The following is a 21132-nucleotide window of genomic DNA, read 5'->3' as shown; positions in this document are numbered from 1 at the left end:
CAGCCGCCGGTTGCGGGCCAGCCGCAGCGTCCCGGTCAGCCGCCGGCGTCGGGCGTTGCCCAGCCTCCCGCCGGTCAACCCGGCACGCCGGGCCGTCCGCCGGTTGCGGGCCAGCCTCAGCGTCCCGGCCAGCCCCCGGCTCCGGGCGTTGCTCAGCCTCCCGCCGGCCAACCCGGCGCGCCGGGTCGTCCGGCTTTCGGCCAGCAGCGTCCCGGCCAGCCGCCGGTTGCGGGCCAGCCGCAGCGTCCCGGTCAGCCGCCGGCGTCGGGCGTTGCCCAGCCTCCCGCCGGTCAGCCCGGCACGCCCGGCCGCCCGCCGGTCGCGGGCCAGCCGCCGCTTCCCGGTCAGATCCAGCGTCCCGGCCAGCCCCCGGCTCCCGGTATTGCCCAGCCCCCGCCCGGGCAACCCGGTCAGGTGCGCCCGCCGGTCGCCGGACAGCCGCCGATCCCGCCCGGCATCCAGCGTCCCGGCCAGCCGCCCGCTCCCGGCTTCGCGCAGCCGCCGGCCGGACAGCCCGGCCAGGTCCGCCCGCCGGTCGCCGGACAACCCGGCTTCCCGGGCCAGCCGGGCGCCCCCGGTCAACCCGGCTTCGGCCAGCGTCCGCCGGGTGGGCCCGGCCAGCCTGGCTTCGCGCAGCCGCAGCAGCCTGGCCAGCCGGGTGCCGGACAGCGTCCCGGCTTCGCCGGCGGCCAGCAGCCGCCGTCCGGCCCGCCTGAGCAGCGCCGCGGCTCACGCATCGGCCCTGCCGGGGCCGCAGCCCTCGGGGTCGGAGCCGGCCTCGTCGGCGGCTTCATGCTCAGCCAGGGAGCGCGTGCCGAGCGGGTCGACGACGTCCGCCAGCGCCGCCGCGAGTTCACCCACGACGGCGTGACCGTCATCCACGAGCCGGGACGCACGATCGTTCGCGACGGCGAGGGCTTCTTCATCCGCCAGGACGAGACCGCCCGCTTCCGTGACCTCGGCGGTCAGGTTCGCACGGAGCGCCGTGGCGACGAGATGGTCACCGTCTACGAGCGCCCGGGCGGGGTTCGGGTCATCACCGTCACCGACGAATATGGACAATTGCTGCGCCGCATCCGCCGCTATCCGGACGGGCGCGAGGTTGTCCTCATCGACAACGCGTTCCGGCCGCGCGGCCGCACCTTCGAGGAGCAGATCGTCTATCTGCCTCCGCCGGAAGTCCGCATGCCGCGCGAGCGCTATGTCGTCGATGCCGGCGAGGCGTCGCCGCAGATGATCTACGAGGCGCTGACGGCTCCGCCGGTGGCCCGCGTGCCGCGCCGCTACACGCTCGACGAGGTGCGCTACAGCCCGTCCGTTCGCGCCTATACCCGCAGCGTCGATGTCAACACCATCACGTTTGACACCGGCTCCTGGGCGGTCAATCCGAACGAGGTGGAGCGCCTTGCCGCCATCGCCCAGGCGCTGAACCAGGCGATCCAGGCCAATCCGCAGGAGGTTTTCCTGCTCGAGGGGCATACCGACATGGTCGGCAATGATGTCGACAACCTGTCCCTGTCCGACCGGCGCGCCCAGTCGGTGGCCTCCATCCTGACCCAGAACTTCAACGTGCCGCCGGAGAACCTGACGACCCAGGGCTATGGCTCGCAATATCCCAAGGTGCAGACGCAAGGGGCCTCGCGCGACAACCGTCGCGTCACTGTCAGGCGGATCACCGACCTGATCGGTGCCGAGGGCCAGCAGCAGGATCAGTCGCAGCAGCAGCCGCGGCAGTGAGCATGGACATGCACCTGCGCCGGCCTAGCTCCGGTGCAGGTGCAGCCCCACGAGGGCTTCCTCGAAGCGGAAGCCGAGCGTGCCGTACAGGTTGACCACGCCGAGATTGGCGGCCGAGATCACGGTCCGGGCGCGCTCGATGCCCTCGGCCCGCAGCCGGTCGATGACCGCGATCCAGAGCGGATAGGCAAGGATGCCGAGCTTCGGCCGGGTTCCGGCCAGAATGAGGTCGGCCTCGGCGCCCTCGGTACGAAACGCCATGAAGGCGCCGGGGCCACCGTCCACCTCGGCGACCCAGACCCGCGCTCGCCCGGCCAGCAGTCCCTCCATCCAGTCGATCTGGCGCCGCCGGTTGAGGGCCGGGTCGATCTGCGGGTCCTCGGCGAAGCGCCCGTATCGAAAGCTGTCAGCGGCCTGTTCGATCAGGGCCGCATGGTCGGCCGCGACGGCCTCGCGCAGCGCCACGCGCCGCGTGATCCGGGCGGGGGGCTCATAGCGGCCCAGATTGCGCAGGCCGAGCCGGTAGGCGGTCTCGACATAGCGGAAGCCGGCGGCCTGCAGCCTGCCGATCGCGGCCCGCCGATCGGCAGGCAGGCGGGCCGTGACGAGGCCGACGCCGTCTGCGTCAAGCCGCTCGGCGAGGCGGTGGAACAGATCGTCGTCGAGCCCCACGGCGTTGCCCGTCTCGCAGGCGAGCATGAGGTCCGTGATGTCCCGCGTCGGCCGGCCGAAGGCTCTGGCGTCCCAGGGCGTGTCGCGCATGCGGACGAAGACGTCGGGAGCGAGCACGATCTCCATGGCCGCCAGCCTCAGGGCGGGCAGCGGCGGAAGGCAGCGGCGAGATCGATGATGATGTCGTCGGGGCCGAGGAGTGCCTCCGGCGGCGGCTTGATGAGCGCGAAGGCTTTTGGCGCCGGACCTGCCACGCGCGGGTCGCGGCGGCGGATGATGGCCTCGCGGACCCTGGGACCGAGGCTTTCCAGCGTGTCGTCGGCGATCATGTCGTCGAGCACGACGAGGCGGCGGGCCTGGGCGCGCGCCTCGGCGACGATTGCCTCGATGGCGGCAAGACCCGAGACCACCGGGCGCATCTCCGGGTCGAAGCCGTTGAGGCCATGCGCCCGCAGCCGGCGGTCGAGATGGTAGGCGTGGCTCCAGTTGCGCGCCGTCACATGCAGGCCAGCGGCAATCTGCATCCGCCGGGCTGTGAAGTCCTGCAGCCTGCGAATGAACGCCGGCTGCTCGTCCGGCGGCGGCGGCGCGAAGGAGGCGAAATATTCGAGGCCGCCGCGGAAGCGGTCCCAGCCGTCCATCGTCTCGCTGTTGCCGGAATGCTCGTTGGCGCCGCTTGAGATGGCCGTCACGCGGGCAAAGGGCTCGGGGGTGAACAGCACATCGCCCACGGTCAGCGCGCGGGCCAGATGGGCGAAGTAGTGGAAGACGAAGGGATTGCCGCCCTCGATGACCTCGGCCATCGCCTGGCTGCGCACGATGAACCATTCGGGAAAGACATGGTGCTTCATCAGGAAGTCGAGGCAGCGGGCGTGCTCGCCGCAGCCGAACAGCTCCTCCTGCGGGTGGCGATAGAAAGTGCCTCTGGAGGCGCCGCCGCGTGTCTCGTCGATGAGCAGCCAGGGCGCCTGCAGCATGACGATGTCCGGCGAGGCGGCGAGGCGCCGCAGGCACTGGCCCATCCGTTCGGGGATCAGCAGGTCGTCGTCACCGACCCAGACCGTGAACTGGCCGCGCCCCTGGCGGTAGCAGTAGAGGAAATTGCCGTAGGCGCCGATATTCTCGGGCTGGCGCACGGCCCTGATGCGCCGGTCGGCCTTCGCCCAGCGGGCGATGATGTCCGGCGTCTCGTCCGTGGAGGCATTGTCCGAGACCAGAATCTCGAAATCGAGCCCCTGCGCCTCCAACTGCTCGAGGTGATGGCTGAAGAAGCGATCCAGATAGCGCGCGCGGTTATAGGTCGGCAGCGCCACGGTCACCAGCGGCCGGGCCGCAATCAGAGCCGGCGCGGCGGGGAGGGGGCTCATGCGGCCCTGGCTTGCACCCATGACGGTTCGCTCCTCAGGCGGCCCTTGCGGCCTTGCGGGCAATGGCGGCCCTGAGCGAGGCCGCTACCCGGTGGGCAATGGCCTCGGTGACGTTGTAGCCGCTCGGCAGGTTGATGCCGTAGGGGGAGAGGGAATAGGCAACAGGATTGCGCGTTTCGGCGCCGGTCGCCGACGGCTGGCTGCGGAACGCCGGCTGCCAGCTCAAAGGATAGAAGAACGGCCGGGTGTCGATGCCATCGGCGCCGAGTTCGGCCGCAAGCTGCTGCTTGATCAGGCCAAGCGCGGGATCGACCAGCGCCGTGACCATCCAGTAGCTGTTGAACACCCGCGACGGCTCGGCATTGAGGGTCAGGTGCGGCACGCCCTCCAGTGCCTCGCGGTACCAGCCGAAGATCGCGCGCTTCATGGCGATGAGTTCGTCGAGCCGCTCCATCTGGGCGCAGCCCATGGCGGCCTGCAGCGAGGACATGCGGTACTTGAAGCCGACCTCCTCGGTGATGAGTGCCCGCGAGGTCGGGTGGCGGCCCTGGTCACGCAGGATGTTGACCCGCTCCGCCAGGGCATCGTCGTCGGTCAGCAGCATGCCGCCTTCGCCTGTGGTCACCGTCTTGGAGCCATGGAAGGAGAAAACGGAGGCAAGCCCGAAGGAGCCGGCAGGCTTTCCATCATAGCGTGAGCCGATGGCCTCGGCCGCATCCTCGATCAGGGCGATGCCATGGTCGTCGGCGATGGCCTTCAGGCGCGTCCAGTCGGCCATGCCGCCGTAGAGATCGACGACGATGGCGGCGCGCGTGCGATCCGTGATGGCAGCGCGGAAGGAGGCGGGCGACAGGCACCAGGTGACCGGGTCGATGTCGCAGAACACGGGTGTCGCCCCGGTCTGAACGACGGGCGAGGCGGTCGCCACCCAGGTGCATTCGGGCACGATGACCTCGTCGCCCGGACCGATGCCGAGGCCGGCCAGCGCCAGGTGGATCGCCGAGGTGCAATGGGCGAGCGAGATGGCATGGCGGCGGCCGGTCCGGTCGGCGACCAGGCGCTCGAACCGGGTGTTGTATTTGGCGTGGTCCGCGAACCAGGCGGTGCGCACGGCGTCGGCGACCAGATCGACCTCGCGTTGGGAGACGGACGGGCCGGCGACCGGAACCCGCTCGGCCGCGGCAGCGGGAGCGGCAACGGTCCGTGCGGCGGTCCAGCGCAGGCCCGCATCGAGAACGCCGGAGGCCATATGCTGCTTGAGCGTCGCGAGGCGGATATAGCGCGGGCCGGTCAGGTCGTCGCTACGGACACGGCCGGCAAGTGCCGCGGCGAGTTCCTTTGCGCCCGTGCGGGCGCTGTGGAGGAAACGGAAATCCGGAAAGGCCGCCTGGAACTTCGAGAAGTCCACCCGGTAGGAGCGCGGGTCGATGACGTCGCCGGCGCCGAAGGTCACAGTCGAGCCCGGAACGGCCTCGGCGACGATGGCGGCAATGGTGCGGACGAGGTGGTTCTCCTCGCTCCGGCCGATATTGAAGGCCTCGCCGCGAATGAGGTCGGCGGGCGCTGCCAGCATGGCGGCGGCGACGCGGGCCATGTCGCGGCAATGGAGCAGGGGCCGCCAGGCGAGGCCCGAGGACAGCAGCCTGACCTCGCCGGTCGCCAGTGCCGAGGCAACCAGATTGTTGAGGACGAGATCGAGGCGCAGCCGCGGCGAGAGGCCATAGCAGGTGGCATTGCGCATGAAGACCGGCGCGAAGCGGTCGTCAGCCATTGCGAGCAGTGCCTGTTCGGTCTCCACCTTGCTGGCGGCATAGGGCGTGAGCGGATTGACCGGCGCGGTCTCGTCGAGCATGCGCTCCGGGTCGCCGGCGCCGTAGATCGAGCACGACGAGGCAAAGACAAAGCGGGTGACGCCAGCGGTCTTCGCCGCGCGCGCGAGAGCGATTGAGGCGTCGCGGTTGATGGCCCCGGTCAATGCCGGGTCGAGGTCGCCGATCGGATCGTTGGAGAGTGCCGCCAGATGCACGACCGCGTCGAAGCCCGCGAGGTCGGCTGGTCCGATGTCACGGATGTCGCGGGCGATCACTCTTGCCGGACTGGCCGGCTCCATCCCCTCGGTGTGGCAATCGGCGAAGAAGCCGGTATCGAGGCCGGTGACCTCATGGCCTGCCTCGGCGAGGACGGTGGTGGCCACGGAGCCGACATAGCCGGCATGGCCGGTCAGGAGAACGCGCATCGGGTTCCTCACGCCGCCTCGACCGAGGTCGTGGGCAGATCCATCCATGTCTTCCAGGGGGCGCGGCCGCTGTCCCACATGCCCTGCAGCAGGCGCAGTTCGCGCAGCGTGTCGACGCACTGCCAGAAACCGTCATGACGATAGGCGCCAAGTCGGCCCTCGCGCGCGAGGCGCTCATAGAGGCTGGTCTCGAGCGCGCCGGCATCGCCGTCGCGTGCCAGATAGTCGAAGACTCCGGGCTCGAAGACGGCAAAGCCGCCATTGATCCAGCCCTCGCCGATCTGTGGCCTCTCGACGAAGCCGGCAATGTCTTCGCCATCGAAGCGGATGCCGCCGAACCGGGCCGGCGGATGGACGGCGGTGATCGTGGCGAGGGAACCGTTCAGGCGGTGGCTGGCGATGACCTTGTCGATCGGCACATTGGAGACGCCGTCGCCATAGGTGACGAGGAAGGGACCGTCAGAAAGCAGCGGCTTCAGGCGCAGGATGCGCCCGCCGGTATTGGTGTCGAGGCCGGTGTCGACGATGCGCACCCGCCAGGTCTCGGCGGCCTGTCCCGCGCGCGAGACGCGACCGTGGCGGCTGTCGACCGTCAGGTCGCCGGCCATCTCGATCTCATCGAGGAAGAAGCGCTTGATGACCTCGGCCTTGTAGCCCGCTGCGATGACGAAGTCGTGGAAGCCCTGCGCCGCATAGTGGCGCATGATGTGCCAGAGGATCGGTCGGCCGCCGATATCCACCATCGGCTTCGGCTTGACGTCGGTTTCCTCTGAGATGCGGGTGCCGCGCCCTCCGGCAAGAATGACGACGCGCATCGCTGGCCCCTTTCGCGCTGGATGCGACATTGGTCGGTTATGGTAAACAGCCGGTAAAGACGGCTGGCGCGGGCATGCAGTCCTGTTCCGCGAAAGCGGTCAGGCTCTAGATGCCTCTTGCGCGCGCGCGGCCGCCATCAGCGCATGTTCGCGATCGACCAGGTCGAGCGCCCGGTGCATTGCCGCGACGAAGTCTCCGTCGAACAGATGGCCCTGCAACGCGATCACCAAAGGTCTGCCGCTCGGCATGGCATCGAGAAGTGCGTCGATCCGCGCGGCGAGGTCGGCGTGACTGATGCTGTCGAAGCCGCTCAGAAGTATTTCCTGGACCTGGTAGGCGATACTCTTGGCGAGCGTATCGACCTCATCCTCGCGAATCCAGCCGTCAGCGCCAAAGCTGCACTGGCCGCTGATGAGGGGGGTATCGGTTGCTCGCTCGATGGCGTCGGAATTCTCTGAAGCCATTGGACCTGACCAGTCTCGGGTATGGTTTCGAATCAATGAAGGGCTGTGTCTGTAAGTAATTTGTCAAGGTTAATTTTCTGTAAATACAGTATAAATTGAGCAATCGTTCACCATCAATTGGAGCATCCAGAAGTCTCTGCTGAAAAAAAGTCTTTCTTAAGTGGCGAAATCCAAAGTCCGGTTGCCTTCGAGGATTTGAAGGTCCTCCCAGGAAAGGGGGGCGTCACTATCTGCCCCTCAGAACCAGGGGCCCCTAGGAAAGGGAACTCACATGTCTGACATCACCATCTCCCGCGGCGTGCGCTCGAACCTGCTCCAGCTGCAGAACATCGCGTCGCAGCGCGAGACCGTTCAGGGTCGCCTTGCCACTGGCAAGAAGGTCAATTCGGCCCTCGACAATCCGACGAACTTCTTCACCGCCTCCTCGCTCAACTCGCGTGCCAACGATCTCGGCGCCCTGCTGGACTCCATGTCCAACGGCATCAAGACGCTGGAGGCGGCTGACAACGGCCTGAAGTCGATCACCAAGACCGTCGAGTCGCTGCAGTCGACCATCCGCCAGGCGCGCCAGGACAAGTCCTGGAAGGGCGAGAGCTACGCCTTCGCCTCGTCGGCGACGGCCGGCACGATCTCGTTCAACGGGGGCTCGGTCGGCACCACTGCCATCGACGTTGCGATCGCCGCCGACGCGACCGTCGACGACGTCGTCTCGGCGATCAACGGCAATACCGATCTGGCCGGCAAGGTTCGCGCCTCCAACGACAACGGCAAGCTGCGCATCGAGAACCTCTCGACCGCCGACCTGACCGTGACGGATGCGGCCGACGCCCTGACCGGCACCAACGGCACCAGCGCCGTCGGTGGCAACACGGTCCGTGCCGACCTGATCAAGCAGTTCAACGACCTGCGCCAGCAGCTCGACCGCACCGCGGAGGATGCCTCCTTCAACGGTATCAACCTGCTGCGCGGCGACAGCCTGTCGATCACCTTCAACGAGACGGGTTCCAGCTCGATCACCATCCAGACCAAGGGTGGCAAGCCGGTCACCTCGACCAACCTGCAGATCGACGGTCAGCAGACCTCGGTGGCCGACACCGATGCCGGGCTCGACTCGATCCTGGGCACGCTGTCGACGGCGCTCGGTTCGCTCCGCTCGCAGTCCTCGGCCTTCGGTTCCAACCTCTCGGTCGTGCAGAACCGTCAGGACTTCACGAAGTCCATGATGAACACGCTCCGCGGCGGCGCCGACAACCTGACGCTGGCCGACCAGAACGAGGAAGGTGCCAACCTGCTCGCGCTCAACACCCGCGCGCAGCTCGCCACCTCGGCCCTGTCGTTTGCCTCGCAGGGCGACCAGCAGGTCCTGCAGTTCCTGCGCTGATATCGCAGACGAACCCGAAAAGACCTCCAAAACCTCAGAGGGCGGCCCGCGGGCCGCCCTTTCCGTTTCAACTTCCGTTTCAGGTTCCGCGCGCGCGTTAGAGCGGCATTAACCATCTCCGGCAAGAGTGCGTTAACCGCCGGCCGCCCGCTGCTTCGCATGTGGGGCGATCCGGCACGCAACGGCGGAGTGCCGCATGTCCCTTGCCCTGGAATGGTCGCAGCCGCTGGACGCCCGCACGCGGCGCCACGCCACCGATCATGCTGTCCGCACCGCCGAGATGGCGCTCATCCGCGGCGAGGCCTCCATTGCGGCGCGGAGCGCGCGGCAACTCGTCATGGCCCAGCCTCGCATCAGTGCGCATCGCGACCTTCAGGACCGGGCCGAAGCGGCGCTCGACGCCGCCTCGGACGATATCGCCCGGCTGAGCGGCACCGCGGATCCTGTGGACATGGACCGCCTGGCCGCAGCCCATCTCGCCCATGGCGACCACATGCAGGCGGCCCAGCTGTGGCTTGGGCTGGCGCGCGCCGATTCCTCCCGCCTCGATGCGTTCCTGAGCTTTGCCTGGTGCATGGTCCGCGCCGGCAATGACGAGACCGCCCGCCCGATCGTCGATCACATTGCCGGGCTTGCCGAGCATCCGAAGATCGACGCGCTGGCCATGATGCTGGCACTGGCCGGCGACGACCGGGCGGCGGCGGTGGCGCATGGGCGCAGGGCCTTCGCCAGGGGCAGCGACGCCGCCGTCTGGCTGCCCATGGGCCCGGTCTTCGAACAGGCGGGCTTCGTGTCGGATTCGGCGCTGTCGCTGGGTCTCAAGCTGGAGAACCTCGCCGCCATCCTGCATCTCTACGAGGTGGCGAGGGCCGTGCGCGAGGGCCGCAATGCGGAGGCGGTCGAACAGGCCGACGAGATCCTCGCGCGCGTGCGCGACGACCACATGGCCGCGATGCTGAAGATCATCGCGCTCATCGGCATGGACGACAAGGTTGGCGCGGTGAAGGCCCAGGCCGATCTGGCGAGCGCCGCCGGCGCCCGGATCGACACGCTGACCCGCCTGATGGATCTGCTCTACGAGATCGAGGCCCATGCGGAAGTGGTCGAACTCGGCAGGACCATTCTCGAGCGCCTGCCCGCCGAACACCCGATTGCGTTCGGCATCGCCCATTCGGCGGCCCACCTGGCCGATCTCGACACGGTGGATGCGATCCTCGCTGCCCTGCCGGACCGGCTCACGGAGCGGCAGAAGGCCAACCTGTCGCCCTTCATGGTGCTGAACTTCTTCGATGACCCGCAGCTCCAGAAGGAGACCGCGTCGCGTCGCTCGCGCCGGTTTCCCGCACCCGAGGAGCCGTGTCCGGTCGCGCTGCCGTCCTGCCCGCAGGACGGGCCGATCCGTATCGGCTACCTGTCCAACGACTATCACAACCATGCCACGCTGAAGCTGATGACCGAGGTCATCGAGGCGACCGACCGCTCCCGCTTCAGCCTCACCGCCTATTCCTACGACCGCAAGCGCGAGGACCAGGACCGCCGGCGCATCGCCGCCGCCATGGACCGTTTCGTCGACGTGGCGGAGATGAGCGACGAGGAGATCGCCGCGCAGGTGCGCCGCGACGGCATCCATGTGCTGGTCGATCTCAAGGGCTATACGGGAGGCTCCCGCATCGGCGTGTTGAAGCACCGGCTGGCGCCGATCCAGGTGGCCTGGCTGGGCTATCCCGGCACCTATGGCATGCCGGAAGTCGACTACGTCATCGCCGACGGCTTCATCATCCCGCCCGGCGCCGAAGGCGGCTACACCGAAAAGGTCGTGCGGCTTCCCGACTGCTACCAGCCGAACGGCCGGGACCGGCCATCGGAGCCGGTGCCTTCGCGGGCAGAGGCCGGGCTGCCGCCGGAAGGCTTCGTCTTCGCCTCGTTCAACCAGGTCTACAAGGTCAATACCGCGCTGTTCGCGGCATGGATGGACATCCTGAAGGGCGTTCCAGGCTCGGTCCTGTGGCTGCTCGCCAAGGACGAGACGACCGCCGATCGTCTGCGCGCGCGCGCCGCGCGCCATGGCATTGCCGCCGACCGGCTGGTCTTTGCCCCGCCGCTGCCGCATGCGCAGCACCTTGCCCGCTATGGTCTTGTGGACCTTGCCCTCGACACCTATCCGGTCGGCTCTCACACCACCGCCAGCGACGCCCTCTGGTTCGGGGCGCCGCTGCTGGCGCTCGCCGGCCAGTCCTTTGTCGCAAGGGTCTCGGGCAGCGTCCTGAGGGCGGCGGGCATGGGCCACCTCGTCGCCACCTCCTTCGAGACCTATGCCGCCATGGCGATTGCCATCGGCAACGACCCGGGCACGTCCGCGGCACTGCGCGAGACGCTGGGGCGGACACGTCTCGACGTGCCGCTGTTCGACCCGGTCCGGTTCGCCGGCCATCTCGCTGGCGCCTACGAGACCATGGTGGACATCTGGCGGAGCGGCGAGGCCCCGCGCCATTTCGACGTGCCGGCGATGCGTTCGCCCGAGGCGCTTGCGGAAGCGTCCTGATGCCCGGGGTGGAGCGAACCGGTCCACTCGGCTTCGATATGTGCTGTTCGGATGCTGCAGGGCAGCGCGATTGATGCGCCGCACCCTCGCGAAAATCTGATGGCAGGGCTGCGAAATCAATGAAAAGACGTGTGAAATGATCGACACGTCGCCACTTTTCTGTTCAGACTTGTTCCAAGAAAGAGAACCGGCTCAGCCGGCCGCGACGGTGCCCCCGGCCTGAGGCTGCCCTGCGGCCTCGAGACCGGTTTGTCCTTTCGGACGCGTCGCCATTCGGGCCCCGTCGCACCACGGGGAGGATGGAGTGAAGCCGACCGATATCGCTGATCCGCAGTACTTTCATAAAGTTGTCGATTGTCAGTGGGCCTGCCCGGCCCATACGCCGGTTCCCGAATATATCCGCCGCATCGCGGCCGGGGACTATACCGGCGCCTATCTGATCAACTGGAAGTCCAACGTCTTTCCCGGCATCCTGGGGCGGACCTGCGACCGGCCCTGCGAGCCGGCCTGCCGGCGTGGACGGGTCGAGGACGAACCGGTCGCCATCTGCCGGCTGAAGCGGGTCGCCGCCGACTACAAGAGTGACGTTTCCGCCTACATGCCGGGTCCCGTCGCAAAGACGAACGGCAAGCGCATCGCCTGCATCGGTGCGGGTCCCGCCTCGCTGACGGTTGCCCGCGACCTCGCCCCGCTCGGCTACGAGGTGACCGTCTTCGACAGCGAGAAGCAGGCGGGCGGCTTCATGCGCTCGCAGATCCCGAAGTTCCGCCTGCCCGACAGCGTGATCGACGAGGAGATCGGCTTCGTCCTGAACACCGGCGTGACGTTTCGCAGCGGTCATCGCATCGACAGCATGAAGCGGCTGCTGGCCGAAGGCTATGACGCGATCTTCGTCGGGACCGGCGCCCCGCGTGGCCGCGACCTCGACCTGCCCGGCCGGCAGGAGGCCGCCGCCAACATCCATATCGGCATCGACTGGCTCGCCTCCGTCGCCTTCGGCCATATCACCGCCATCGGCCGGCGGGTGATCGTGCTGGGCGGTGGCAACACGGCCATGGATTGCTGCCGCTCGTCGCGCCGGCTGGGCGGCGAGGACGTGAAGGTCATCGTCCGCTCCGGCTTCGAGGAGATGAAGGCGTCTCCCTGGGAGAAGGAGGACGCCATGCACGAGGGCATCCCCATCCTCAACTTCATGGTGCCGAAGACCTTCGAGCACGAGAACGGCCGCCTGACCGGCATGACCTTCGAGAAGGTCAGGGCCGTCTATGACGACAAGGGCCGGCGCAGCCTGGTGCCGACCGGCGAGCCGGACGAATTCGTCGCCTGCGACGACGTGCTGGTGGCGGTGGGACAGGAGAATGCCTTTCCGTGGATCGAGAAGGATGCCGGCATCGCCTTCGACCGCTGGGGCCTTCCGGTGCTGGGCGAGAAGACGTTCCAGTCGACGCTGCCGCATGTCTTTTTCGGCGGGGATGCCGCCTTCGGCCCGAAGAACATCATCTGGGCCGTCGCCCACGGCCATGATGCGGCGATCTCCATCGACGCGTATTGCCGGGGGGCCGACGTCGCCGACCGGCCGCCGCCGCTGATGAACCTCATCAGCCAGAAGATGGGCATCCACGAATGGTCCTATGACAATGCGATTGTCACCGACGAGCGCTTCAGGGTGCCGCTGGTGGCCAATGAGGTGGCGCTGAGGGACATCCGCAAGGAGGTCGAACTCGGCTTCGACCCGAAGCTCGGCTTTGCCGAAGCCCAGCGCTGTCTGAACTGCGATGTGCAGACCGTGTTCGAGGCGAAGCTCTGCATCGAGTGCGATGCCTGCGTCGACATCTGCCCGATGGATTGCATCACTTTCACGGCCGATGGCGAGGAAGAGGACCTGCGCACGCGACTGCAGGCGCCGGCCCGCAACCTCGAGCAGGACCTCTACGTGCAGGATGGGCTCAAGACCGGCCGCGTCATGGTCAAGGACGAGGACGTCTGCCTGCATTGCGGCATGTGTGCGGAGCGCTGCCCGACCGGCGCCTGGGACATGCAGAAGTCAATCATCGAAATGGTACACGCGGGTGAGGCATGCCGATCGAGAGCGTGAATGACTTCGTCGTCCGTTTCGCCAATGTGAACGGGTCCGGCTCGGCAAGCGCCAACCTCCTGTTTGCCCGTTCGATCATGCGGATGGGCGTGCCGATCGCCGCGCGCAACATCTTTCCCTCCAACATCCAGGGCCTGCCGACCTGGTACGAGGTGCGCGTCACCGAGGCGGGCCATCGTGGCGCGCGCGGCGGCGTCGACCTGATGGTGGCGATGAACCCGCAGACCTGGGACAAGGACGTCGCGTCGATCGAGCCCGGCGGCTACCTGTTCTACGATTCCTCGCGGCCGATGCCGGCCTCGAAGTTCCGCGACGACGTGGTGGTGATCGGCATGCCGCTGACCGACATCACCAACCGGACCTATTCGGATCCGCGACAGCGCCAGCTGTTCAAGAACATCATCTATGTCGGCGCGCTCGCGGCCCTGCTCGACATCGAGCCCGGTGTCGTGGAGGCGCTGATCGCCGAGCAGTTCCGCGGCAAGGACAAGCTGATCGCCCCCAATCGCGAGGCGCTGCATCTGGGCTTCGACTATGCGCGCGCGCACTTCTCCTGCCCGATCGGCCTGAGGATCACCCGCGCCGATGCGATCGGCGACCGCATCTTCGTGGAGGGCAATGCCGCCGCCGGCCTTGGCGCCGTCTATGGCGGGGCGACCGTCTGCGCCTGGTATCCGATCACGCCCTCGACCTCTCTCGCGGAAGCCTTCGAGCGCTATTGCCAGCGCCTGCGCACCGATCCGGCAACCGGCGAGAAGCGTTACGCCATCGTGCAGGCCGAGGACGAACTCGCCTCCATCGGTATGGTCATCGGAGCCGGCTGGAACGGCGCGCGCGCCTTCACCGCCACATCCGGTCCGGGCATCTCGCTGATGCAGGAGTTCCTTGGCCTCGCCTATTTCGCCGAGATTCCCTCTGTGGTGTTCAATGTGCAGCGCGGCGGCCCCTCCACCGGCATGCCGACCCGCACGCAGCAGTCGGACCTGCTGCTCTGCGCCTATGCCTCGCATGGCGATACCAAGCACGTCATGCTGTTCCCCAGCGATCCGAAGGAAGCGTTCGGTTTCGCAGCCTCCGCCTTCGATCTGGCCGACCGGCTCCAGACGCCCATCTTCGTCATGCTCGATCTCGATATCGGCATGAACCAGCACCTTTGCGCGCCCTTCGCGTGGGATGATGCCCGCGCGCTCGACCGCGGCAAGGTGATGACCGCCGAGGAACTGGAGGCGGGCCGGGACTTCGGCCGCTACACCGATGTCGACGGCGACGGCATTCCCTACCGCACCTATCCCGGCACCCACCCCACGCGGGGCGCCTTCTTCACCCGCGGCACCTCGCGCGACCGGCAGGCCCGCTACACCGAGGAGGGCGGGCCTTATGTCGACAACATGGAGCGCCTGCTGCAGAAGTTCGACACGGCCAGGAAGCTGGTTCCGGCACCGGTCGTGCAAAAGGCCGCCAAGGCGACCCGGCTCGGCATCATCCACTACGGCTCGACCGCACTCGCCATGGACGAGGCGCTGAAGACGCTCGGCAGCCAGAATGTCCATGTCGATGCGCTGAGGGTCCGGGGCTTTCCCTTCGGCCCCGAGGTGACGGATTTCATCGCCGACCACGAGCAGGTCTTCGTGGTGGAGCAGAACCGCGATGCCCAGCTTCGCACGCTGCTGCTCGCCGAATGCGGCATCGATCCGGCCCAGCTCGTGCCGGTGCTGCATTATGACGGCACGCCGATCACCGCCCGCTTCATCGTCAAGGCCATCGCCGACAAGGCGATCAGCATCAGCCCGCCTGCCCGCCGCGAGGCCCTGTCATGACCTATCTTGCCAAGCCGAAGTTTCACCACCCCGAGCTCGAGGCCAATGATCTCGGCTTCACCCACCGGGACTATGAAGGCGCCATCTCGACGCTCTGCGCCGGCTGCGGCCACGACTCGATCTCCTCGGCGATCATGCGCGCCTGTTACGAGCTGTCGCTGCCGCCGCACCGCATCGCCAAGCTGTCCGGTATCGGCTGCTCGTCCAAGACGCCAACCTATTTCCTCGGGCAGAGCCACGGGTTCAACTCCGTGCACGGGCGCATGCCCTCGGTGCTCACGGGTGCCAACCTTGCCAACCGCGATCTCATCTATCTCGGCGTATCTGGCGACGGGGACTCGGCCTCCATCGGCTTCGGCCAGTTCGCCCATGCCATCCGCCGGGCCGTGAACATGGTCTATATCGTCGAGAACAACGGGGTCTATGGCCTCACCAAGGGCCAGTTCTCGGCGACCTCCGACAGGGGTTCCAAAAGCAAGAAGGGCGTCGCCAATCCGGATTCGCCCATCGATCTCGTCGCCATGGCGCTGCAACTGGGCGCCACCTTCGTGGGTCGCTCGTTCTCGGGCGACAAGGACCAGCTCGTGCCGCTGATCAAGGCGGCGCTGGAACATCCGGGCGCGGCCTTCATCGACTGCATCTCGCCCTGCGTCGCCTTCAACAATCATGAAGGCTCGACCAAGAGCTTCGACTATGTCCGGGCTCATAATGCGGCGCTCAACCGGCTGGACTTCATCACGACGCGCGCGCCGATCACCACCGAATATGCCGAGGGCACGGTCCAGGAGGTGAAGCTGCACGACGGGTCGACGATCCGGCTGCGCAAGCTTGCCTCCGACTACGACATCCGCGACCCGGCGGGGGCCATCAATCACCTGAACCGGCTGGCTGCCTCCGGCGAGATCGCCACCGGCCTCATCTTCCTCGATGACGAACCGACCGACATGCATGCGCGCCTCGGTACCACGCCGAAACCGCTGAATGCCCTTGCGGACCGGGACATCGTGCCGGGCGCCGCCGCTCTGGCGAAGATCAACCAGGGCCTGCGCTGAGATGGACGTCGACGGAGTGCTGAAGGAGTTCTGCGCGGCGGTGGCGCGCCACGACGGGAAGGCGCTCGCCGCCCTGTTCACCGAGGACGGCGTCTATCACGACGCCTTCTACGGTGCCTTCGAGGGCCGGGAGCGGATCGCCGCGCTGATCGACGACTGGTTCTACCGGACGGCGGATGACTTCCGCTGGGACATGCACGATCCGGTCACGGACGGCCGCGTCCTCTACGCCCGCTACACCTTCTCCTATCGCTCCAAGCTGCCCGAGGCCGGGGGCGGCCGCGCGATGTTCGAGGGCGTCGCCATCATGCGGATCAAGGGCGGGCAGATCGCCGAGTACCGCGAGGTCGCGAATACGGGACCGGCCTTTGTCGATCTCGGCTTCGCGCCGGAGCGCATCGCCAAGATCCTGAAGCGACAGGGTGATGAACTGAAGGGCCGGGAGGAAATGGCCGGCCACATTGCCTGAGGGTGCGGGACCGATGTCCAGCCCCGGCCAGCGGCAGGCCGCCTTCCTGGAGCATCGTCCCGGCCGGAAATGCGGGCGAGTTCTCCCCGATGCGGTCGCCGATATCGCCACGTTCGAGACCATGCGTGAGCGCCATGGCAACGGCGCCAATGTGACCGTGGTCAAGGAAGCGATGGCCCTGCTAGGCTTCCGGATGGGTCCGGTCCGGCTGCCCGGCCTGCCCGTCCTCAATGCCGCCGAGCGCGCCGAACTGCGCGGTGCCATGGCCGGCTGGGGCGTGTTGCCGGGAGCCGTCGCCGCCGAATAGCGGAGAAGGCCCGGCCCGCGCCGGATAAACTGCAGCAAGACGTCCAGGGAAACGCCATGTCCACCAAGAAGAAGCCGCAGGACCTGCGGAGCTACCGTTGGTTCGGCACCACCGACATGCGCTCGTTCGGGCACCGTTCGCGCACGCTCCAGATGGGCTATGCCCACGAGGAGTTCATGGGCAAGCCGGTGATCGGCATCATCAACACTTGGTCGGATGTGAACCCCTGCCACACGCACCTGCGCGACCGCGCCGATGCCGTGAAGCGCGGGGTCTGGGCTGCCGGCGGCTTCCCGGTCGAAATCCCGGTCATGTCGGTGTCCGAGCAGTACCAGAAGCCCACCACCATGCTCTACCGCAACTTCCTGGCGATGGAGACGGAGGAATCGATCCGCTCCCACCCGCTCGACGGCGTGGTGCTGCTGGGGGGCTGCGACAAGTCCACGCCCGCTCTCGTCATGGGCGCAACGAGTGCCGGCCTGCCGTTCATCTTCGTGCCGGCCGGCCCCATGCTGCGCGGCAACTGGGCCGGCAAGGTGCTGGGGTCGGGCGCGGATGTCTGGAAATACTGGGCCGAGAAGGAAGCAGGGAACATCACCGAGGCGCAGTGGAACGACATGGAGAACGGCATCGCCCGCAGCTATGGCACCTGCATGGTGATGGGAACGGCCGCCACCATGATGAGCCATGCCGAGGTGCTCGGCCTCACCCTTCCCGGCGCTTCCGCCATCCCCGCGGCGGACGCCTCCCACCCGCGCATGGCGGCCATGGCCGGCCGGCGCGTCGTGCAGATGGTCTGGGACGACCTGACGCCGGACCAGATCCTCACCCGCAAGAGCTTCGAGAATGCGCTGATCCTGCACATGGCGGTGGCCGGCTCCACCAATGCCATCATCCATCTCATCGCCATGGCCGGCCGGGCCGGCGTGCCGCTGACCCCCGATGATTTCGATGCCTTCTCGCGCAAGGTGCCGGTGATTGCCAATCTCAGGCCCTCCGGTGACTTCCTGATGGAGGATTTCTTCTATGCCGGTGGCCTGCCGGCGCTGCTGAAGCAGTTGAAGGGTCTCCTGCATACCGACGCCATGACCGTCTCGGGCGAGCCACTCGGCCGCATGATCGAACTGGCACAGGTCTATAACGACGACGTCATCCGCCCGCTCGACCGGCCTGTCTCGACGGCCAACGGGCTGGCCGTGCTGCGCGGCAATCTCGCCCCCGGCGGCTGCGTCATCAAGCCGTCTGCCGCCGAGCCGCGGCTTCTCAGGCATACCGGACCGGCCCTCGCCTTCGAGACCTACGACGACATGATGAAGGCGGTGAACGACGAGAGCCTCGACGTCACCGCCGACCACGTCATGGTGCTCAAGAACTCGGGGCCTGTCGGCGGGCCGGGCATGCCGGAATGGGGCATGCTGCCGATCCCGAAGAAGCTCCTGAAGCAGGGCGTCCGCGATATGCTGCGCGTCTCCGATGCCCGCATGTCCGGCACCAGCTATGGCGCCTGCGTGCTGCATGTGGCGCCGGAGAGCTATGTGCGCGGTCCGCTGGCAGCCGTGCAGACCGGCGACCTGATCAGCGTCGATGTCGAGGCCCGCTCCATCTCGGTCAATCTGACCGAGGCGGAGATCGCCCAGCGTATCGCCGCCTGGACACCGCCCGACCGCGACTACCCGCGCGGCTACGGCAAGATGTCGGCCGCCCATATCCGCCAGGCCGATCTGGGCTGCGACTTCGATTTCCTCGAAGGCACGGCGAAAATTCCCGAGCCGGAAATCCACTGACACCGAAGGTCGCCGCCGCCGCGACGGGTCCTGCCACCGGGGCGCTTGACTCTCGCCGGCAGGGCGTCCTATCGATAGGAACATAACAGGAACATCATGCGTGACACCCGGGACATCCTGGCCACGCTCCGGCAGAGCCTTGCCCCGTCCGGGCACGGTTCCCTGTCCGGCGCGGCGACGCCCTTTCCGCTCGGTGCGCCCGAGATTGACGGCCCGCTTGGCGGCGGGCTTGCGCGTGGCGGGCTGCACGAGGTCTTTGCCGCGGGGGATGGCGACATCCCGGCATCGACCGGCTTCGCCCTTGGCCTTGCGTCCCGGGCCGCCGGCAGCGGGCCGGTGGTCTGGGTGCGGCAGGACATGCTCGACGGCGAGGCGGGCATGCCCTACGGGCCGGGCGTTGCCGAACTCGGCCTCGATCCCGGCCGCCTCGTGCTGGTGCGTGCGCGCAATGCCGAGGCCGTGCTCAGGGCCGCGCTGGAGGCTGCCCATACAGCCGCCCTCGGGGCTCTGGTGGTGGAGGCCTGGGGCATGCCGGCGCTCCTCGACCTCACCGCCTCGCGGCGCCTGGGTCTGGCTGCCGATGCGGCCGGCGTCACCACCCTCATGACCCGTCCCGCCGGCCGGCCGGTGCCAAGCGCGGCCGTTTCGCGCTGGCAGGTGAGGGCGAGACTGTCGCGCCCGCTTGCTGCCGGGGCGCCGGGATCTCCCGCCTTCGCCGTCACCCTGTTGCGTCATCGCGGTGGCCTGCCGCCGCAGGACTGGTTTCTGGAGTGGGACCGTGACCGATGCTGCTTCCGCACCGGGGCGGCGCTATCTCGCGCTGTTCCTGCCGTTCCTGCCCACCGAGCGGCTCCGCCGACAGGCGCGGGCACCGTCATCCGCCGCGCCGGATGAGGCCCCGCTCGTCCTGGTGGAGAAGCACCGCGGTGCCCTGCGCCTTGCGGCCGCCGATCCGCGTGCGCTGGCGCTTGGTCTTGCCACCGGCCTGACGCTTGCGGATGCGCGCGCGCGCGTGCCGGCCCTTGTCGTGGCCGATGCCGATCCGGCCGCCGACGAGGCTTTCCTCGGGCGGCTGGCAGACGCCGCCGACCGCTACACGCCGCTGGTGGCCCTCGACCGGCCGCACGGCCTCGTCCTCGACATCAGCGGCTGCGCCCATCTGTTCGGCGGCGAACAGGCCCTGCGCGACGATCTGGCAAGCCGCCTCGCGGCCATCGGCCTCACCGCCCGTTCCGCCATTGCCGGTACGCCGGATGCGGCTCGATCCCTTGCCCGCTTCGGCGCCCCCGCCATCGTGCCGCCGGGGGCTGAGGAACAGGCGGTGCGACCGCTGCCGGTGGCGGCGCTCGAATGTGGATCCGAGACGGTGCTCGCCCTGTCGCGCGCGGGACTGAAGACGGTTGGCGCCTTGCTGGACCGGCCCTCGGTCCTCTTGTCCAGCCGCTTCGGCGAGGTGCTGGCGGCAAAGCTCAGGCGCCTTGCCGGCCATGAGGACCTGCGCCTGTCGCCGCGCCGGCCGGTGCCGGCCTGCCTCGTGGAGCGGCGCTTTGCCGAGCCGGTCGCGCGCGAGGCCGATTTCCTCGCCGCGCTGCGCCTGCTGGCCGGTCGCGCCGGCTTGCTGCTCGAGGAGCGCGGGCAGGGGGGCCGCCGCTTCGAGGCGAGCTTTTTCCGCACCGACGGCGCTGTGCGCCATATCGCGGCGGAGACCGGCCGCCCGGTGCGCGATGTCGATGTGCTGATGCGGCTCTACCGGGAGAAGCTTGCCGCCCTGGACGATCCCCTCGATCCGGGCTTCGGCTTCGACCTCGTGCGCTTCTCGGTGCTGCATGCCGAGCCCTTCGAGGTGCGGCAGGAGAGCTTCGACACCAACCGGGTCGCCGAGGAGGAAACGGCCGCGCTGGTCGACAGACTCGTTGCCCGGTTCGGCCGCGAACGGGTGCTGCGCTTTGCCGCCCGTTCGTCGCACATTCCCGAGCGGGCCGGCTTCGTGGTGCCCGCGCCGGGCGGCATGGGGCGCGGCGGCATGGTGGCAAGTGGTCTGGCGGCAGGCGGTCTGGCGACGGCCGAGGTCTGGCCCGTCTGCGAACCCGGCGAGCCGCCGGCCCGCCCGCTCGGCCTGTTCGATCCGCCCCAGCCGGTGGAGACCCTGGCGGAGGTGCCGGATGGCCCGCCCATCCGCTTCCGCTGGCGGCGCATCCTGCACGAGGTCGCCCATGCCGAGGGGCCCGAGCGCGTCGCCGCCGAATGGTGGCGCCAGGCCGGCGGCGCCCCGACGCGCGACTATTACCGCGTCGAGGACAGCGAGGGCCGGCGCTTCTGGCTGTTCCGCGAGGGGCTCTACGGCCGCGAGGCCGGCGAGCCGCGCTGGTTCCTGCACGGGCTGTTTGCGTGAG

General features: G+C 68.3%; 17 protein-coding genes. 11 read left to right on the top strand and 6 right to left on the bottom strand.

The features are described from left to right. Nucleotides 1-582: hypothetical protein (locus ACTIFS_RS21365; RefSeq protein ID WP_439576143.1), on the bottom strand; the 582-nt coding region annotated here is incomplete at its 3' end. 210 nt (nt 583-792) lie between these two features. Between ACTIFS_RS21365 and ACTIFS_RS21360 the strand changes: the two genes are divergently transcribed. Beyond that, nucleotides 793-1737 (top strand): OmpA family protein, encoded by a 945-nt coding sequence (locus ACTIFS_RS21360; protein ID WP_439576142.1) that lies wholly within the window; start codon nt 793-795, stop codon nt 1735-1737. Between the two features lie 24 nt (nt 1738-1761). On the opposite strand, the gene ACTIFS_RS21355 is transcribed toward ACTIFS_RS21360, so the two are convergent. The 5 genes from ACTIFS_RS21355 to ACTIFS_RS21335 form a co-directional block, all read right to left on the bottom strand. Further along, complete coding sequence (locus tag ACTIFS_RS21355) at nt 1762-2535, bottom strand: hypothetical protein (protein WP_439576141.1); 774 nt, start codon at nt 2533-2535, stop codon at nt 1762-1764. Nucleotides 2536-2546: 11 nt separating this feature from the next. Further along, a complete protein-coding gene (locus tag ACTIFS_RS21350) occupies nt 2547-3797 on the bottom strand; it encodes a glycosyltransferase family 2 protein (RefSeq protein ID WP_439576140.1) in 1251 nt (416 codons plus the stop codon). A 13-nt stretch (nt 3798-3810) separates the two neighbouring features. Then, entirely contained in the window at nt 3811-6012 is a 2202-nt protein-coding gene (locus ACTIFS_RS21345) for a DegT/DnrJ/EryC1/StrS family aminotransferase (protein WP_439576139.1), read from the bottom strand. An 8-nt stretch (nt 6013-6020) separates the two neighbouring features. Continuing rightward, a complete protein-coding gene (rfbF, locus tag ACTIFS_RS21340; protein ID WP_439576138.1) occupies nt 6021-6827 on the bottom strand; it encodes a glucose-1-phosphate cytidylyltransferase in 807 nt (268 codons plus the stop codon). 99 nt (nt 6828-6926) lie between these two features. After that, on the bottom strand, nt 6927-7292 hold the full coding sequence (locus tag ACTIFS_RS21335) for a hypothetical protein (RefSeq protein ID WP_439576137.1): 366 nt from the start codon (nt 7290-7292) through the stop codon (nt 6927-6929). A gap of 271 nt (nt 7293-7563) precedes the next feature. Between ACTIFS_RS21335 and ACTIFS_RS21330 the strand changes: the two genes are divergently transcribed. From ACTIFS_RS21330 to ACTIFS_RS21285, 10 genes are all read left to right on the top strand, one after another. Further along, the gene (locus ACTIFS_RS21330; protein WP_439576136.1) at nt 7564-8673 is read left to right on the top strand and encodes a flagellin N-terminal helical domain-containing protein; all 1110 of its coding nucleotides are present in this window, start codon (nt 7564-7566) and stop codon (nt 8671-8673) included. A gap of 196 nt (nt 8674-8869) precedes the next feature. Beyond that, nucleotides 8870-11215, top strand: coding sequence for an O-linked N-acetylglucosamine transferase family protein (locus ACTIFS_RS21325; RefSeq protein WP_439576135.1), 2346 nt, complete (start codon nt 8870-8872; stop codon nt 11213-11215). 304 nt (nt 11216-11519) lie between these two features. Continuing rightward, complete coding sequence (locus ACTIFS_RS21320; RefSeq protein ID WP_439576134.1) at nt 11520-13310, top strand: FAD-dependent oxidoreductase; 1791 nt, start codon at nt 11520-11522, stop codon at nt 13308-13310. Beyond that, nucleotides 13292-15127, top strand: a complete 1836-nt coding sequence (locus tag ACTIFS_RS21315) for a 2-oxoacid:acceptor oxidoreductase subunit alpha (protein ID WP_439576133.1) — start codon at nt 13292-13294, stop codon at nt 15125-15127. The genes ACTIFS_RS21320 and ACTIFS_RS21315 overlap by 19 nt, the downstream gene beginning before the upstream one ends. After that, the gene (locus ACTIFS_RS21310) at nt 15124-16179 is read left to right on the top strand and encodes a 2-oxoacid:ferredoxin oxidoreductase subunit beta (protein WP_439576132.1); all 1056 of its coding nucleotides are present in this window, start codon (nt 15124-15126) and stop codon (nt 16177-16179) included. The genes ACTIFS_RS21315 and ACTIFS_RS21310 overlap by 4 nt, the downstream gene beginning before the upstream one ends. Before the next feature lies 1 nt (nt 16180). After that, the gene (locus tag ACTIFS_RS21305; protein ID WP_439576131.1) at nt 16181-16648 is read left to right on the top strand and encodes a nuclear transport factor 2 family protein; all 468 of its coding nucleotides are present in this window, start codon (nt 16181-16183) and stop codon (nt 16646-16648) included. Nucleotides 16649-16661: 13 nt separating this feature from the next. Then, nucleotides 16662-16955 carry a hypothetical protein gene (locus ACTIFS_RS21300; RefSeq protein ID WP_439576130.1) on the top strand — a complete coding sequence of 98 codons (294 nt, stop codon included), beginning with the start codon at nt 16662-16664 and terminating at the stop codon, nt 16953-16955. 56 nt (nt 16956-17011) lie between these two features. Beyond that, the gene (gene araD, locus ACTIFS_RS21295; RefSeq protein ID WP_439576129.1) at nt 17012-18739 is read left to right on the top strand and encodes an L-arabinonate dehydratase; all 1728 of its coding nucleotides are present in this window, start codon (nt 17012-17014) and stop codon (nt 18737-18739) included. Between the two features lie 96 nt (nt 18740-18835). Next, nucleotides 18836-19633, top strand: coding sequence for an ImuA family protein (locus tag ACTIFS_RS21290; RefSeq protein ID WP_439576128.1), 798 nt, complete (start codon nt 18836-18838; stop codon nt 19631-19633). Beyond that, complete coding sequence (locus ACTIFS_RS21285) at nt 19518-21131, top strand: DNA polymerase Y family protein (protein WP_439576127.1); 1614 nt, start codon at nt 19518-19520, stop codon at nt 21129-21131. Before ACTIFS_RS21290 ends, ACTIFS_RS21285 begins: the two co-directional genes overlap by 116 nt. The last annotated feature ends 1 nt before the right edge of the window (nt 21132 follow it).

The organism is Phreatobacter sp. (genome assembly GCF_051860605.1).
Lineage (GTDB): Bacteria > Pseudomonadota > Alphaproteobacteria > Rhizobiales > Phreatobacteraceae > Phreatobacter.
Note: the sequence above shows the minus strand (reverse complement) of the source record. Positions and strands in the feature narration are given on the sequence as shown.